This is a genomic window from Peptoniphilus harei (genome assembly GCF_900454685.1).
Classification (GTDB): Bacteria; Bacillota; Clostridia; order Tissierellales; family Peptoniphilaceae; genus Peptoniphilus_A; species Peptoniphilus_A harei.
The window spans coordinates 707,804-724,547 of record NZ_UATM01000032.1; the positions used below are offsets into that span (position 1 = coordinate 707,804).

Here is a 16,744-nt window from a genome sequence, read left to right on the forward strand (position 1 = left end):
TACAAAAAAAATAGACAAAGCAAAAACTGCTCTGTCTATCAAGATTTATTTATATGGTAGGTTTTCAAGTCTTCAAACCAAGCCTTGTCGTCAGCAAGATTTTCTTGGAAGACTCCTTCACTCTTCATGTAGTCGATGAAAAATTTATTAAACTTATCTGCACCACGGACATTTAAGTGTTGAGGGTCGTAAAAGTCATCCTTTGTAAGTCCCATCTCATGAGAAAAATCGTTGAAGTCAATAAATTTTGCCCCACGATCTTCTAAGTATTTGCTAAAAGCTTTTATGTTGTCAGCATAATAGGAGTAGGCATAAACTGGCGTCTTAACAAAGTAAACTTGGGCTCCATTTTTTTGGCAAATATCTATTATCTCATCAATTGCTTTTAAGTTTTCGTTTAGATAAGCATCATTGTCAAAATTTTTTATAGACTCTAGAAATTCTTCCTCATCTGCAATCACATCGTTCTTGAAGCCCTGGCTCTGACCCTTTAATAGGACGTAACCTTTTAAGTAGTCGTCATAAGATTCCTTGTCAAAGTCGTAGTCTTCCTCCCTTAGTTCGTCCCACCTTGAGTGATAGGCAACAAGGGGGAATAGGGCAGGAGCCTTTAGGTCCCTCGGCACTTTTGTCCCTATCATCTTGAGTTTGTTAACTGACATGGGAAGGTAGTCGGCATAAGAATTCACAACTCCCAAGTCCTCTGTGATTTTAAAAAGCCCAGCGTTTATGTCCACAAAGACCACTTGAGGATTTTTTCTTTTAAAGGCTTCCTTTACATAAGTTGCCGTTATCTTTAGGGGCTGCTTTTGAGAGCTCAAGACATAGGACTTTATACCAGTATTCTCATAGATATAAAGTGGTTCGAAGGAGCAATAGGAATGACTTGTCCCAAAGAACATGGCATTGTAGTCTTCAGTCTCGTTAAAGAAGCCGCCAATTTTATTGCCCATGTCCCAGGGTTTTGCCAGGGACTTTCTTATAAAGAGGTTATTAAGTTGTAGGCAGGCAAAAATTAAGATGCCAAGAAAAACTATTGATTTTAAAATTCTTAAAAATTTTTTCATTTAACCACCTAAAACTGAAAATAAATAAAGGCTGACTCAGAAAATTCTGGACCATAAATTCCCAAAATTATAATTCCAAGGATAAAGGCCATATAAATTATCCATCTAATTGGAAGGACGAGTCTTATAATTTTTTCTCCAAGATTTATCCTATTGTACTTTAAGATGTCAAAGACAAGTAGGATAAAAATTCCCACTCCAAGAGGATAGAGGTTGGCAAGGCCAAACTTTGAATTTGTAATTTCTTCTAAGAGATTATTGGACCAAGGATTGTTGATTATTCCCAAGATGTAATCATTTCCCTGGTGGATGGTCTCTGCCCTAAAGTAGATAAAGGCAAAGACAACAATAAGAAGGGTCAAGATCCTCCTAAAGAAGTCCAAGAAAATATTTGACTTCCTATTTTTATTTATCCCAAGTAAACTTTCGATTACGTTAAAGACTCCGTGGATAAGGCCCCAGAGGACAAAGGAAAGTTCTGCTCCGTGCCAAAGTCCTGACACGAGAAAAACTATTAAGAGGTTTAGACACTTCCTAAAGCTTCCCTTCCTGTTGCCACCAAGTGGAATGTAGAGGTAGTCCTTAAACCAAGTGGAAAGGGAAATGTGCCAGCGTCTCCAAAATTCTGTAATGGATTTTGAAAGTAGTGGCTCCTTGAAGTTGTCCATGAGGTCTATGCCAAGAATTTTTGCAGACCCTTTTGCCATAATTGAATAGGAGTAGAAGTCGCAATAAATTTGGAGGGTAAAGAGGAAGGCCCCAATTAATAAAAATCCCCTAGAATAATCTTGGTAGTTACGAAAGGCGTCGTTTACAAAAATTGATGCCCTGTCAGCTAAGACTAACTTCAAAAACATTCCATAAAAAAATAACTGGAGGCCCCTTATAAGATTTTCATAAGAAAACTTTTTTGGATTTTTTATTTGTGGAAGAAGGTTAGTACTTCTCTCGATAGGTCCTGCCACAAGTTGGGGGAAGAAGGAAACGAAAAGGGCATAGTCAATTAGGGACCTCTCAGCTTCAAGGTCCTTCCTGTAGACATCGATGGTGTAGCCAAGAGCCTGGAAGGTGTAAAAGGAAATACCAACAGGAAGGAGGAGGTCCAGGGCTATGTTAAAGTTGCCACCAGAAATTTTCCCTGCCAAGTCCATAAAAAAGTTAAAGTACTTGAAGATAAATAAGATTCCCAAATTTATAAAAAAGCACAAAAAGACAGCAAGCTTCATCTTAGTCTTGGAGTCACGGTTGTTTTCAATGTAGATCCCCGTCATGTAGGTGATGACAATTGAAAGAACCATGAGGAAGGTGTACTTCACATTCCAAAAGCTATAAAATGTAAGGCTTGCTAAGAGCAAAAATATATTTTTAGATTTTCCCCTAAGCAGGTTGTAAAAAATTACAACTATGGGGAGAAAGATTAAGTATTCAAAAGAATTAAAAAGCATAAAATCCTCCAATTCCTATATAATATAGTAAAAATTAGAGGATTTCAATAAATTATTATCCAGCAAGAAGGCTCATTTTGTACTCCTTAGGAGTCTTGCCTGTATACTTTTTAAAAGTCATTGTAAAGTGAGGCTGAGAAGAGAATCCACACTCATAAGAAATGTATTCGAGGGTCTTCTTGTCTTCTAGGAGAAGCTTCTTGGCCTTATTTGTCTTTAAAGTGTTTAGGTATTGGCAGAAGGTAAAGCCAGTTTCTTCCTTAAAAAGTGAGCAGAGATAATTTTTTGATAGATGAAGTTTATCTGCAAGGTCTTCAAGTCCAAGTCCCTTGTTGTATTCTTCGTTAATAATTTTTATGGCCTTGTCAATAATTTCATTTTTAGAAAAACTTATGGCGTCTAAAAGAGAATTGGAGTAGGCCTCTATTAGGTCGTGACCCAATAGTTTAAGGTCTACTTCATCAAGTTGCCCTTCAAGTCTTTTTGCAAAGGCCTCATGTAAGTATGTGAGGTCCTTGTTATATGTAATCAAAAAATATGTATAAAGAAAGGTGTTTAAGTTTTCCATTTGTCTTTTCATCTCATCAAGAGAAGAAGTTTCGCTGCAAGGTGAAATTTTTTCAAAGATTTCTGTGGCACATTCAAGCAACTCTGGTCTTGTCATTTGTGCAAGGTTAAGATAATTTGTCATTTTTCCTCCTGTTTAAATTTTATTTATGTAATTTTTATAATTTTTTAGCTTAAGATAATTATAGGACAATTGATATCTAATATCAATAGAGAGGGTTAATTTATTTTTAAAATTTTAAAAGCCTTAATAAGAGCCATGCCATCATCTTTGTGAGATTACTAAACAAAAAATATTTTTAAATATATTAATGAATTTTATTTAATTTGAAAAAATTTTAATTCACAAGAAGAAATAAAGCTTATAAGGTTTTAATTTTTAGCAAATAGCATATAATAAGATAGAGGAGGGATTACTGTGACAATTTCAAAAAATAAAATGATGGAACTAGAGAAGAGAACAATAGATGAATACAAAATTGATTCTCTTATTTTAATGGAAAACGCAGGAATGGGAATTTATCGTGAAATTAATCAGTACAATTCCTACACAATAATTTGCGGTAAGGGAAACAATGGTGGCGACGGCCTTGTCCTAGCTAGACACCTAATCTTAAATGGCAAACTTGTTGAAGTCTTTGTTGTTGGACATAAGATGACAAACGAATTTGCAAAAAATCTTGAGATCTTAGAAAAACTTACTGAAATAAAATATATTGAAGACGAAAATAATTTTGAGGACCTAGTAGAGTCTCTAGAAGTCAATGAAGTTACTGTTGACGCAATCTTTGGACTTGGACTAAACAGGCCCCTAAATTCTTTCTATAAAAAGCTTATAAATCTTATAAACGCTCATGGCAATTATATTATTGGTGTTGATATCCCATCAGGCATGGACCCAGACACTGGTGACGAATATGGAGCTTGTGTTGGATGCAACTTGACCTTTGCCATATCAGACATAAAAGACGGCCAACTCCTAAATAGTAAGGTTGGAGAACTTAAAAAAATATATATAGGGATTGTGAGGTATGCAGATGAGTAAAAAAATGAACAGAAACATAAACTTGACAGAAGGCTCCATTCCCAAGGGGATAATTGCCTTTGCCATCCCCCTACTTCTCACAAACTTTTTGCAACAGCTCTACAATACAGCTGACCTTATGATAGTGGGTAGGTTCGCAGGCAAGAACCCCATGGCAGCAGTTGGTGCAACGGGACCAGTGTCCAACTTGTTAATTGGACTTTTCCTTGGACTTACAACTGGTGCTTCCGTAATAATTTCACTTTATTACGGATCTAACGATAGGGAAGCCTTAAAGAGGTCCGTAGGTTGCTCCTACTTCCTTGGACTTATGTCGGGACTCCTTATAACTATCTTTGGTTATCTAACAACACCATTTTTCCTAAGGATAATGGATACACCACCAGAAATCTTGCAGGACGCAACAACCTACATGAGGGTTTTCTTCTTGGGAACAGTTCCTATACTTATATACAACATGGGAGCCTCAATCCTAAGGGCAACTGGTGACTCCAAGAGACCTTTCAACTTCCTTTGTGTGTCAGCTGTAGTAAATATTGTCCTTGACTTAATCCTAGTAGGATATTTACAAATGTCAGTCCTAGGAGCAGGGATAGCAACTCTTGCATCCCAAGTTACATCAGCAATACTTGTAACATACTCACTCTTAAAGACTGATTCATCTTATAAATTAAGAAAGAGCGAGATTAAACTTCACAAGTTTGAAGCCAAGAGGATTTTTGAAGTTGGAATCCCAACGGGAATTCAAACGGCCCTTCTTTCCTTTACCAACGTAATCTTCCAAGCAAAGATTAACTCCTTTGGCCCCGATGCCATAGCCGGTGTAGCTGCAGAAGGAAGGATTGATGGCTTCCTCTTTATGTCCTTACAAGCCATTGCCCTTGCGGCAACAACCTTCTCGGGACAAAACTTTGGAGCCAAGAAGTTTGACAGACTTCGTGAGGGTATGAAGGTCTCCCTAATAATTGTATTTGGAATTTCCTTTGTTCTATCACTTATTGCCTACTTCCTAGCAAGTCCACTAATAGCAATCTTTAACCCAGACCCTGATGTAGTTGCTTATGGTGCCGACTTCCTAAAGATTTTGAGTCTTGGAATCTGGTGTTTTGGACTTTCAGAAACAATTTCTGGTTTCATAAGAGGAAGTGGACACGCAATGGGACCTATGATCATTTCTCTTTTGACAATTTGTATATTTAGGCTTGTAGTGGTTTACTTTGCAATGCCAATATTCAATTCAATAAGAGTAATTTCCATTATCTATCCAGTTTCATATTTTGCAAACTTTGTGATCATGGTACTTTACTTTAAATTTGGAAGATGGAGAAAAGATTTTGATATGTAAATGAAAATTTATAGATAATGACAAATTGGCACCAGCTTGGTGCCTTTTTTAATTGCAATGAAGTCAGGCTTTATTGTAAACTATACTTAATATAAGAAAAGCAGTGATACTATGAAGAAAAAAACTTTATTTTTAATAAGTCTTCTTTGCTTGGGAATTTTTTTTGCCCTCTATAACTTTAACCGCTATCCAAAAAAAGTGGTGGCAGAAATTCTCTACACCGTTGACGACAGGATTCTTGCCTTTGTTGATAAGAATATCCAAGACTTTGGCTTTGCAGATATTTTTAACAAGGTCAAATCCACTGGCGACTACGGAATAAGACTTAGCCTTGAAGATAATAAAAATGATAAATTAAATATTATCAATTACCAAAGTCCTGACAAGAAGGAAAGATACTATCATGAGAGAAGAGAAGTAGACCATGAAATAAAGACCTACGGGGAAAAAATCGTCAATAGTGACGTCTATCTCTATAGAGAAGACGTGTCAGATTTTCCACTTTACATTGACAGGAACACCATGGTGAACTTGTCTCGTGACTCCAAGGTCATGTCCGACCTTGGCTATGACATTAATAACAAAAAACTCTTCCTTCCACCAGTTTCCCTTTCTGAAAAAAACACAGAGCTTAAGAAATATGTGAAAAAGGAATGGGCAGAGACCATAAGAAGGACTAAGGTGAAGAAACTTTCAGACAAGTCCTACGAGTTGAAGGTGAGGTCCAAGGACCTAAAAGACCTTTTCGAAAAAATTGAGGGCTTTTACTATGAAGAAGATAGTTTTCCTTACTCTTATATTGCGAGACTTTTGAGAAGGGAATTTGCAAAAATTTCAAATGACCTAGATAAGAGGGACCAAATTGTCTTTTACATCTACACAGATGATGACCTAAATCTCTTGAAACTAAAGTCAGACGACAATAAGTATGCCCTAGCTATAAAAGACTACTTAGAGATAAAACTTCCAGAGACTAGAATCTACATCGAGCCAGAGGAAAATGAAAAACTTAGGACCCTAAGGGGAAAGATAAATGACAGACCCTTTAGGATGTCCTACTATCCCGATTCCAACAAGCTCATCTACCACGATGGGAGGACATTAATCAATGCCAGATTTTATAATTTTGTGAGATCCAAGAAGTTTAAGCTAATAGCTGATATAGATGGAGCGAAAATAAAAAAAATAAACTTAAACTTCTATACAATCCCAGAAAAAATTGAAAGGGAAAAAAATTATATAGAAATTTTAAAATTAAAGGAAGAAGATTGGCAGGAACTAATGTGGGGTGAAAAATTTGAAAAATGATATAAGTAAGAAGGACAAACTGATATTTAGGATCCTAATAGACTCTCTAATGGTGGGAGCCTTGGCAGGATTATTCTCTGTTCTTTATAGGTTTGTGATAATGAAAATGGACTTCTACAGGTCCTTCCTATACGGGGAATTTAACCCAAGGTCCCTAATAATTTTAATAGGCTTGGGAGCAATAATTTCCTTCATAATTCATCACTTGTTGAAATGGGCTCCCCTATCAGGAGGAAGTGGAATTCCACAAATTCGTGGCGAAATCCTTGGTAAATTTAGGATGGAAGAAGTCCCAACCCTCATATCCAAAATCCTTGGAGGAGGCTTGGGAAACCTCATGGGATTTTCACTGGGAAGAGAAGGCCCATCAATCCAAATGGGTGGAGCAGCGGCCAAAGGACTTGGCAAAATCTTAAAGAGGCCACCAGATGAGATCAAGTACATGATAACAGCAGGGGCAGCAGCAGGACTTGCAGCGGCCTTTAACGCACCTTTAGCTGGTTGCATCTTTGCAATAGAGGAACTCCACAAGACCTATTCAAAATTTGTCCTCTTGCCAGCCCTAATTGCATCAATAACAGCAAACTACATTTCCTTTGTAATAATGGGACAAGAGACATCCTTCACCTTCTTTGTCACAGAATCCCTACCCATGAATTTAATTTGGGTTGCCATCCTAATAGGAATCTTGACAGGCCTAGTGGGAGGAGCTTATAACTACTTAATAACAAAGTTCCAAGATTTCTTCAAAAAGATAAACTCAAAAATTTTAAAGTACGCCCTATTGATGGGAGTTACAATCCTTGTAGGCTTTATGTTTTTTGAAGGAACAGGTGGGGGACACGGACTCTTAGAAAATATGGCAAGAGAAAGATTTGCCGTAAAATATATCTTGGCAATCCTCTTGGTAAAATTATTTTACACAAGCTTTTGCTATGGTTCAGGAGTCCAAGGTGGAATCTTTTTGCCAGTCCTTGTAATAGGTGGATCATGTGGAGCCCTAATATTCTCTGCAGTCCACAATGCCTTTGGACTAGATGCCTTTTACATCAACTTCATAATCCTTGGCATGAGTGGAATCCTAGCATCAGTAGTGAGAAGTCCAATCCTATCAATAATTTTGGTATCAGAAATGACATCGACTTTTGAGCACTTGATCGCCCTTTCCATTGTAGTAATGGTTTCCTATTACGTTGCCGAAGCCTTAAAAGTCGCACCAATTTATGACACTCTCTTTGAAAGACAACTAAAGGACAAGAATTTACTCAGTCCAAAAGAAAGAGAACTTGGCGACTATTCAGTCTTTGAATACACAATCACAGACGACTTCAAAAATCTGGGCAAAACCCTAAAAGAAATAAACTTTCCAAGACATCTTATAATAATGTCCATCGAGAGAGATGGAAGTGAATTTGTCCCTGGAGCCGATGACGTAATCCTACTTGGCGACAAGGTCACAGTATTAATAAGTGCCGAAGACGCCCTAGACATAGACGAATTTTTTAAAGGCGAGTAAAAATTAGAAATTAAAATAATTAAAAAGCACTAAACTTGTAATAAGACACAAGATAGTGCTTTTATATTTTTTAAATTGTCAAAAAGAAAAAGTGCAAGATGTGTTTTCTTGCACTTCTTTTGTTTTTATTTTCGTTTTTGTTTAAAAGTTTGAAAGTATTTTGATTTTAATTAAAAGTTTTGAAAGCATTTTGATTTTAAGTTTAATTTAAACTTTTGAAATTATTGTGATTTTGAAATTTTTTCAACTTATTCTAAAATAAAAAAATTTATTAACTTCTAATTATCTCACAGACTTTCTAAATACTTTTTAACTTGTGGTCCCACGTAAGCCTTGTCGTCCTTTAAAAGGATTGGTCTTTTGACAAGCATTCCATCAGTTGATAGGAGCTCAAAAATTTCTTGGTCTGTCATGTCTTTCTTCTTGTCCTTTAAGTTTAGTTCTCTGTACCTCACTCCTGATGAGTTAAAAAGTTTATAGATGTCAACTCCTGCTAGGTCTTTGATTTTTTTCAGTTCCTCTACGCTTAGTAGGTCCTTGTCGATTTCCCTATAGTCATAGGAAATATTTTTTTCTTCCAAAAGTTTTTCTACATTCTTGCAAGTGCTGCATTTTTTGTATCCGATTAATGTGTTCATAATAGCCTCCTTCTAAGTCAAATTATACTATAAAAAAATTATAAAAAATTTTAAAAATTTTTGCAAAAAGTGTTTACATTTTTAGATTACGTGGTATAATAATAGTACCAAATAAGATTAACGCGATAAAGCAAGAAAGAGTTGCTAAGGTTTTATCTTATTTGTGAACAATGACAATTCCATCCAATAAAAAAGTAAAAGCGTATTTGATTTTATTAATTTTATTAGCCTTTTATTAATTTCAATGAGGCTTTTATATAAACTGAAATTGAAGATGTAATTAAAGTAAGATGGTAAATAGTTTGAATTTTTTAAGTTAATTTACTCTCAGTTTTTATATAAATGGCAGGGAGTCCTAGAGTTGGGAGCTCTCGGGAATGTTAATTTATATAGGGCTATGGTAAAAAGAAGAATATAGGTGATTGATGTGATTGAACCAAAAAGTTTTAATTGGATGGAATTAAGAATCTGAAAAGAATGTCTTTAGATAATTGATTAAGGACATTCTTTTTTTTGTGGAATTTTTTAAGCTAGTTGTGGAAATTTAAAAAATTTTAAAGAAGATAAGGCTTGCGATTATAAAAAGTTGAAAAATAAAAAAAACAGATAACAAAAATGATTTATAAAGAAAAAATTAAAATTTTTTGTATTTTATATGTGTTTACAAGGGAAATAAAATATGTTTACAAGGGAAATAAAAATAGGAATAATGGAATAATGAATTTAAAAAATAAAGAAGGAAAAACAATCGACAATAAAATAAAAATCTACATAAAAAATCTCCACCTATGTGACATAAGTTGTGACATAAGTGGAGATTTTTTTTTATTTAAATTTATTAATCTTCTTTTGCTAAGATTCTTGCAGCCATTTCCTTACCGAAGTCTATAAGTTGTTTTAATTCTTCGTCAGTTGCTGCACCTTGGATTTCAAGTTGAGTGTCAAGTACATCGTACTTGCCTTCTTCCATGTATTTCTTTAGAGTCTTTAGGGCTCCACCTGACCATGAGTAGGAACCGAAGATTCCCCAATAGTTGTTTTTCATTCTTTGGTGAGAAACTTCTGTCAATAGGTAGTTCATTGGTGGGAATAGGTTGTTGTCATAAGAACATGATCCCAAGATAACTCCCTTGTATCTCCAGATGTCAGAAAGTAGGTAGGAGTTTGAAGTCTTTGAGATGTCGCGAATTTTGACGTTTTTAAGTCCACCTTCAGCAAGTCCTCTTGCTACTGCTTCTGCCATTGTTTCTGTGTTACCATACATTGATCCGTAGATTACCACACAACCGTCAATAGTTTCTTGCTTAGCTAGTGAAGTGTAGATGTCGATAATCTTTTGTGGGTTTTCTCTCCAAATTGGTCCGTGGTCTGGACAAATTAGTTCAATATCAAGACCTTCTAGTTTTTTAAGGGCTTTTAGGGCTTGATTTGCATACTTACCAACGATGTTGATGAAGTATCTTGTAGTTTCTTCTAGATAGTTTGAATCGTATTCGATTTGATCGTCGAAGATTCCACCATCAAGTGTTCCAAAGCCACCGAAGATGTCTTGAGAGAATAAAGTCTTAGTTGCTTCTTCATAGGCAACCATAGATTCTGGCCAGTGAACCATTGGAGTCATGTAGAAAGTAAGTTTTCTATTCCCAAGTTCAAGAGTTTCGCCTTCCTTAACTTCTATGATGTTGTCAGTAACTTCGTAGAAGTTGTTTAGCATTGCAACGGCTTTCTTGTTTGTAACAAGCTTTGCATCTGGATAAATATCCAAGATTGACTTAATTGAAGATGTGTGGTCTGGTTCCATGTGATTGATTACTATGTAATCAATTTTTTCATTTTCTCCAATAATTTCATTGATCTTTTGAATGTAATCGTCAATTGTGTTAACTCTTACTAGGTCGAAAAGTATATTTTTTTCTCCCTTTAAAACAAAAGAGTTGTAAGCAACACCCTTTGGTAGTGGCCACATTCCTTCAAATAGTTCTGTCTTCCTATCATTTGTACCTATGAAATAAATATCATCTTTAATAGGCACTGATAATAAATTTTCCATATATCCTCCTTATATTTTCATAAAACAAGGACCTAATTAAGTCTTTGTTCTTTTTATTTAAGATAGTTAATATTACAAATTATTTCTTACCCCATAATCCCAATAAAATTCAGGATTAATATAATTTTAATAAAACTCTAGAAAGCTGTGTCTCTCGCCCTTTTCCTTGTAGCCAAGAATTTGTTCCATGTTGACATTTTCTGTTGCACGCAAGAGGTTGATGTCCACGTTTTTGTTTTCTTTTTTTAGCTCTTCAATGAGGTCTTTTATAAAAAATCTCTTGTTGCCAGACTTCTTTTGGGTAACTGTGCAGGCACAGTCAAGAGCAGTAAGGCCAGTTGACTTCATAAACCTAATTATGGCTTCTTCCTTTACAAGATACATGGGCCTAATGAGTTCAAGACCTTCAAAGTTTTTAGACTTTAACTTTGGCATCATTGTCTTGAAGTCGCCAGCATAAATTATATTTAGAAGAACTGTCTCTATGACATCGTCAAAGTGATGGCCTAGGGCAAGCTTGTTGCAACCAAGTTCTTGGGCCCTGTTGTATAAGTTGCCACGACGCATCCTTGCACACATGTAACAAGTTGATCCGCCTTCAGACAATTTTTCTGCAACAGAAAATACGTCAGAGTCGTGAACCTTAACGGGTATCCCAAGTTTTTCACAGTTGTACTCCAGCCTTTCCCTGTTCTCAGGAAGATAACCTGGATCCATGGCGATGAATTCTAATTCAAAGGGAACCTTGTTGTGCTTCTTGAGTTCTTGCAAGAGCTTGGCAAGAGTTAGGGAGTCCTTGCCTCCTGATATAGCAACAGCAATCTTGTCGCCAGGGCTAATCATTTCATAATTGTTGATTCCCTTGACGAATTTTTTATAAATATCTCTCCTATAAGTTTTTATTAGGGACCTCTCTATGTCCACAATACTTTTAACTTTTTCCAAAAAATTTCACCTTTACCAATCTGTTTTTATTATAGCATAGTTATTTACTTATTGATAAGAAAGTCTAAATCTTTAAGACCTTCCTAATGAAAATAAAATCCCGATTAAAAATTTTGCTTAAAAATTATAACACAAGAAGTCTTTTATAAAAATATTTTTGGGAATATATAGGTAAAGTTCATTAAATTATAAAATTAAAGGCCTTTGTGATATAATTTATGTAATTAACTAAGGGGAACTAGCTAGGCTAGTTGAAAGAAAAGGAAGTATAAAATGGTAAATTATAATGTAAAGAAAAATTACACTCTGCTTGTGGATTTCTATGAGCTGACAATGGCAAATGGATTTTTTAAGGAAGGACTAAGGGATAAGACTGTTATCTTCGACATGTTCTTTAGAGAGGTGCCTGACAATGGAGAGTACACAATTGTTGCAGGCCTTGAACAGCTTATCGAGTATATGGAAAATCTTCACTTCTCTGATGAAGATATAGACTTTTTAAGAGAAAAAGGAATTTTTGACGAAGAATTTTTAACTTATTTAAGAGATTTTGAATTTAAGTGTGACGTTTGGGCAATGCCAGAGGGAACCTTGGCCTTTCCTGGCGAACCACTATTAACAGTAAGAGGTCCAGCAATCCAAGCACAAATGCTTGAAACTATGGTCCTACTTACAATTAACCACCAATCTATGATTGCAACTAAGGCATCAAGGATTGTTAAGCAAGCCAAGGGCAGACCAGTTGTTGAATTTGGATCAAGAAGGGCCCAAGGATATTCTGCAGCCAATCTTGGAGCAAGGGCAGCCTACATTGGTGGTTGTGCAGGTACAGCCAACACCTTGACAGACAAGATGTTTGGGGTGCCAGCTCTTGGAACAATGGCCCACTCTTGGGTTCAAATGTTTGACACAGAACTAGAAGCCTTTAGAGCCTTTGCAAGAGTTTATCCAGACAACTGCCTGCTTCTTGTTGACACTTACGACACCTTAAAGGAAGGTGTCCCTAATGCCATCAAGGTCTTTGACGAAGAAGTTGTCCCTCGTGGATTTAGACCTAAGGGAATAAGGATTGACTCTGGAGATATCACTTATATTTCCAACAAGGCGAGAAAGATACTTGATGACGCAGGCTATGAAGATGTTCAGATTATGGCATCCAACTCCCTAGACGAGTACACAATTAGGACAATCCTCCACCAAGGAGCAAAGCTTGACTCCTTTGGAGTTGGTGAAAGACTAATCACATCAAAGTCATCACCAGTTTTTGGTGGAGTTTATAAACTTGTTGCCACAGAAGATGAAAATGGAAAAATAACTCCAAAGATTAAAATTTCTGAAAACGTGACAAAAATTACTACACCAGGCTTTAAGGAACTTTACAGATTCTATGAAAATGAAACGGGTAAGGCCATGGGTGACGTCATTGCCCTAAGAGATGAAGAAATCCCTAAGGACAATTACGAAGTCTTCCACCCAATTTACACTTGGAAGAGAAAGACTCTTACAGACTACACAGTTAAGAAGGTCCTTGTTCAAATTTATGACAAGGGAGAACTTGTTTACAAGATGCCAAGTCTTGACGAAATAAGACAAAGGGCCAAGGACGAACTTGATACCCTTTGGGAAGAAACAAAGAGGCTTGACAATCCAAATCAATATATTGTTGACTTGTCAGAAGAACTTTGGCAACTAAAGGACAACTTATTAAAGAAGCACGGAAAAAATTAAAATAAAAAAGAGAGGGAAGTTATATGCAGTATTACGGAAATGTTTTTAGACCGCCAAGTGAGGCTAGGTCATTAATAGTTCAAGCTACAGTGGGTTGTTCTCACAACGACTGTACTTTTTGCTACATGTACAAGGAAGATGATTTTAGGATAAGATCCCTTGAAGACATAAAGAAGGACCTAATAGAAATGAGTTCCTATGGAGATTACTTTGAAAGGATCTTCTTGGCAGATGGGGATGCTTTAGTTTTAAAGACAGAAGACCTTCTTGAAATCCTAAGGACAATAAAAAAATATTATCCCAATGTAAAGAGGGTTTCTTCCTATGCAACTGCCCAAGATATAAATAGGAAGTCCCTAGAAGAATTAAAAGAACTTAGGGCTGAAGGACTTGAGATGCTCTACATTGGTTTTGAAACAGGAGACGAAGAACTCCTAAAAGAAATTAATAAGGGTGTAACTTATGAAGAATATGTGACTGCCATGAAGAAGGCAAAGGAAGCTGGCTTTACAACTTCCATCACAATCATTGCAGGTCTTGGCGGAGTAGAGGGCATGGAGAGAAATGCCATTGGAACTGCCAAACTAATTTCAGAAACTAAGCCAGACTTCTTGGGTTATCTTACAATGAGGATCTACAAGAACACACCTCTTTATGAAGACTATGTAAATGGCAAGTTCAAGATGCCAGATGCAGGTCAAATCCTTGAAGAGATGAAGATATTCTTGGAGCACGTTGACTCTGAAGGTACAGTATTTAGGTCCAACCACGCTTCCAACTACGTTCTACTTGCAGGAACTTTAAATGAAGATAGGGAAGGCTTAATTAGTGCAATAGAAAAAACTTTAAAGAAAAAGTCTTTTAGACCTGATGTATTGAGAGGATTTTAAAATTGAAGGACAAGAATTTTGAAAGCATGGATGAAGGGCAAAGGCTAAAAAATTTAAAAAAAGACTTGGACTCTGGAGTTATTTCCTTTGAAGAAAAGACTGAAGAGACCTCCCTTGCTCTAAATCCTGTTAGGTACCTAATCCCCCTTGAGTCAAGTCCCAATAAAAAGGAGAAACTTGACATTGACTACAAGAAAAAGGAAGGACCTAGTGACAAGAATTTCGAAATTATTATTGAGTTAAATCCAGAAGGTCATGAAGTTTATGAAAAGAAGGGAAGGTCATCAAGACTTCCTGCCCCTCACAGGGTTCATTATCTTCAAAGGACAAAGAGAGAAAACCCCAAGATAGATAAGGGCTCTCTCTTTTATGACTACCTAGAGATTTACTTAAATAGAACAAAAAACATAGAGAAAAAATTTTTTGAAGACTACTTTGGACTCTAGTTTCAAGAAAAGAGGAAAAACAAAATATGGAAGATAAAAGAGAAATAAAAGAAAAAAATATCCCGTCAAAATTGACCTTTAAGACAGATGTCTACAAGAAGATATTTTTGACAGGACTTGCCCTCTTATTTGTGGCATACTTATTCGTAAATTCAAGGTCAATATTTTCAGGCCTTGGAGTCTTACTTGGCATTTGCGCTCCCTTTATATTGGGAGGAGTCATTGCCTTTATAATGAAAATACCCCTAAACTTTTTAGAGAGAAAAGTTTTTGACAAGATACAAAATGAAAAATTTCAAAAGCACAAGAGGACAATATCCATTGCCCTATCCTTTATAGTGATAATCCTTGTTTTCTTTATCATTACGGCAATAATTGTTCCACAACTTATTAATTCCTTTAACGAACTTAGGAAGTCCCTTCCAAGTTTCTTGCAAATGGCAATTGATAAGACAAGAGAGATACCTTACCTTAATAGTTATTCAGACAGACTCCAAGCAGAATACGACAACTTGTCTTGGAATGAAATCTTTGATAGGGTCAAGGGCTTTGTGAAATCTGATGAAAATTCATCACACATACTAAACTCTGCACTTTCAACTGCATCAAGTATATTAGGTGGTTTGGTTTCCTTCTTCCTTGCCCTTATCACATCAATTTACATCCTTGCAGACAAGGAAAGATTGGGTTACCAAGCAACAAGAATTTGCTACTCATGTTTTAACAACAAGGTCGCAAATAAAATCTTACACGTTGCCCACCTTTTACATGAAAACTTCTTTGGTTTCATCAGGGGACAACTTACAGTTTCAACCTTTATAGGTATAGCAACTTTTATTTGCTGCCTAGTATTGAGGATGCCAAATGCAGCCACAATTGGTGTAATAGTTGGAGTGACAGACCTTGTTCCAATTATTGGCCCCTTCCTTGGTGGTGCCATAGCCTTTGTCATGATTGTAATCGAAGATCCAACAAAGGGACTTATCTTTATAGCCTTGATTGTGATCTTGCAACAAGTTGAGTCAAACCTAGTTTATCCAAAACTTGTGGGAAACGAAGTTGGACTTCCATCTCTTTGGACTCTTGTGGCAATCACTATTGGTGGTTCACTCTTTGGTGTTGTTGGCATGTGGGGTTTCATACCACTTGCATCAACAATCTACGCCCTCATAAAAGAGTACACAGAGTACAAGATCAATGAAAAGAACTTAGACTTAAGAATGAAAAAAATATAAACAAAAAGACTTCTCATTTCACAGTGAGAAGTCTTTCTTTATGCAAAAAATTATTTCTTATTTAGATTTTTTCTTTGTAGTTTTCTTTGATTTAGAAGATTTTTTATCATCATCTTCTTCATTGTCGTCATCTTCCTTGGCATTTTCTTCTGCTTCCATTATGTTGCCTTCGCAGAATAAGTAAGTCCTCATTTGTTCGTCCCAACCTTCTTGATTGCGGCGAAGCCATTCAAGTGTCATCATTGCGTGTTCAATTTCTTCTTCGGCATTGTGCCACATGATTTCCTTTAGTTCTTTGTCATCAGTAACTGCAACTCTTTGGTAGTACCAGTCAACTGCTTCGATTTCTTCTTTTAGAGAGTTAATTGCTCTTACAATTTCCCTTTGCTTCTTCGTCATTTCACTAGCGGGTTCGTGATAATCGTTAGCCATAATAAGCTCCTTTACAATAAAAAATGTTAATTTACTTTCAAATTAATTAAAGCACTAACACTTTACCAAAGGAATGGATTTTTCAAA

At 36.0% G+C, this 16,744-nt stretch carries 15 protein-coding genes; 8 read left to right on the forward strand and 7 right to left on the reverse strand.

Annotated elements, in window-relative coordinates; all coding sequences use genetic code 11:
• Positions 1–38 precede the first annotated feature (38 nt).
• From DRZ96_RS04810 to DRZ96_RS04820, 3 genes are read right to left on the reverse strand one after another with little or no spacing between them, the layout of a single operon-like run.
• The gene (locus tag DRZ96_RS04810; protein WP_112889787.1) at positions 39–1,067 is read right to left on the reverse strand and encodes a hypothetical protein; all 1,029 of its coding nucleotides are present in this window, start codon (positions 1,065–1,067) and stop codon (positions 39–41) included.
• A gap of 8 nt (positions 1,068–1,075) precedes the next feature.
• Positions 1,076–2,512 carry an MBOAT family O-acyltransferase gene (locus DRZ96_RS04815; RefSeq protein WP_112889788.1) on the reverse strand — a complete coding sequence of 479 codons (1,437 nt, stop codon included), beginning with the start codon at positions 2,510–2,512 and terminating at the stop codon, positions 1,076–1,078.
• A gap of 55 nt (positions 2,513–2,567) precedes the next feature.
• Complete coding sequence (locus DRZ96_RS04820) at positions 2,568–3,203, reverse strand: helix-turn-helix domain-containing protein (protein WP_070700234.1); 636 nt, start codon at positions 3,201–3,203, stop codon at positions 2,568–2,570.
• A gap of 294 nt (positions 3,204–3,497) precedes the next feature.
• On the opposite strand from DRZ96_RS04820, the gene DRZ96_RS04825 reads away from it, so the two are divergent.
• The 4 genes from DRZ96_RS04825 (at position 3,498) to DRZ96_RS04840 (ending at position 8,293) form a co-directional block, all read left to right on the forward strand.
• Positions 3,498–4,124 (forward strand): NAD(P)H-hydrate epimerase, encoded by a 627-nt coding sequence (locus tag DRZ96_RS04825; RefSeq protein WP_112889789.1) that lies wholly within the window; start codon positions 3,498–3,500, stop codon positions 4,122–4,124.
• Positions 4,117–5,469 carry an MATE family efflux transporter gene (locus DRZ96_RS04830; protein ID WP_083315492.1) on the forward strand — a complete coding sequence of 451 codons (1,353 nt, stop codon included), beginning with the start codon at positions 4,117–4,119 and terminating at the stop codon, positions 5,467–5,469. Before DRZ96_RS04825 ends, DRZ96_RS04830 begins: the two co-directional genes overlap by 8 nt.
• A 111-nt stretch (positions 5,470–5,580) precedes the next feature.
• Positions 5,581–6,777, forward strand: a complete 1,197-nt coding sequence (locus DRZ96_RS04835; protein ID WP_070700237.1) for a hypothetical protein — start codon at positions 5,581–5,583, stop codon at positions 6,775–6,777.
• Positions 6,758–8,293, forward strand: coding sequence for a ClC family H(+)/Cl(-) exchange transporter (locus tag DRZ96_RS04840; protein WP_236251302.1), 1,536 nt, complete (start codon positions 6,758–6,760; stop codon positions 8,291–8,293). The genes DRZ96_RS04835 and DRZ96_RS04840 overlap by 20 nt, the downstream gene beginning before the upstream one ends.
• A 287-nt stretch (positions 8,294–8,580) precedes the next feature.
• On the opposite strand, the gene DRZ96_RS04845 is transcribed toward DRZ96_RS04840, so the two are convergent.
• From DRZ96_RS04845 to DRZ96_RS04855, 3 genes are all read right to left on the reverse strand, one after another.
• The gene (locus DRZ96_RS04845) at positions 8,581–8,931 is read right to left on the reverse strand and encodes a Spx/MgsR family RNA polymerase-binding regulatory protein (RefSeq protein ID WP_112889791.1); all 351 of its coding nucleotides are present in this window, start codon (positions 8,929–8,931) and stop codon (positions 8,581–8,583) included.
• An 838-nt stretch (positions 8,932–9,769) separates the two neighbouring features.
• Positions 9,770–10,981, reverse strand: a complete 1,212-nt coding sequence (locus DRZ96_RS04850) for an FprA family A-type flavoprotein (protein WP_112889792.1) — start codon at positions 10,979–10,981, stop codon at positions 9,770–9,772.
• Between the two features lie 126 nt (positions 10,982–11,107).
• On the reverse strand, positions 11,108–11,926 hold the full coding sequence (locus tag DRZ96_RS04855; protein WP_070700241.1) for a tRNA lysidine(34) synthetase: 819 nt from the start codon (positions 11,924–11,926) through the stop codon (positions 11,108–11,110).
• A 273-nt stretch (positions 11,927–12,199) separates the two neighbouring features.
• Here DRZ96_RS04855 and DRZ96_RS04860 point away from each other — a divergent pair, with 273 nt between their 5' ends.
• From DRZ96_RS04860 to DRZ96_RS04875, 4 genes are read left to right on the forward strand one after another with little or no spacing between them, the layout of a single operon-like run.
• On the forward strand, positions 12,200–13,654 hold the full coding sequence (locus tag DRZ96_RS04860; RefSeq protein WP_112889793.1) for a nicotinate phosphoribosyltransferase: 1,455 nt from the start codon (positions 12,200–12,202) through the stop codon (positions 13,652–13,654).
• 23 nt (positions 13,655–13,677) lie between these two features.
• Positions 13,678–14,544 (forward strand): radical SAM protein, encoded by an 867-nt coding sequence (locus tag DRZ96_RS04865; protein ID WP_112889794.1) that lies wholly within the window; start codon positions 13,678–13,680, stop codon positions 14,542–14,544.
• A gap of 2 nt (positions 14,545–14,546) precedes the next feature.
• On the forward strand, positions 14,547–14,990 hold the full coding sequence (locus DRZ96_RS04870) for a hypothetical protein (protein ID WP_112889795.1): 444 nt from the start codon (positions 14,547–14,549) through the stop codon (positions 14,988–14,990).
• Positions 14,991–15,016: 26 nt separating this feature from the next.
• Positions 15,017–16,225, forward strand: coding sequence for an AI-2E family transporter (locus DRZ96_RS04875; protein WP_112889796.1), 1,209 nt, complete (start codon positions 15,017–15,019; stop codon positions 16,223–16,225).
• A gap of 57 nt (positions 16,226–16,282) precedes the next feature.
• Here the strand turns inward: DRZ96_RS04875 and DRZ96_RS04880 are convergent, their stop codons facing one another.
• Entirely contained in the window at positions 16,283–16,657 is a 375-nt protein-coding gene (locus tag DRZ96_RS04880; RefSeq protein ID WP_112889797.1) for an encapsulin-associated ferritin-like protein, read from the reverse strand.
• Positions 16,658–16,744 lie beyond the last annotated feature (87 nt).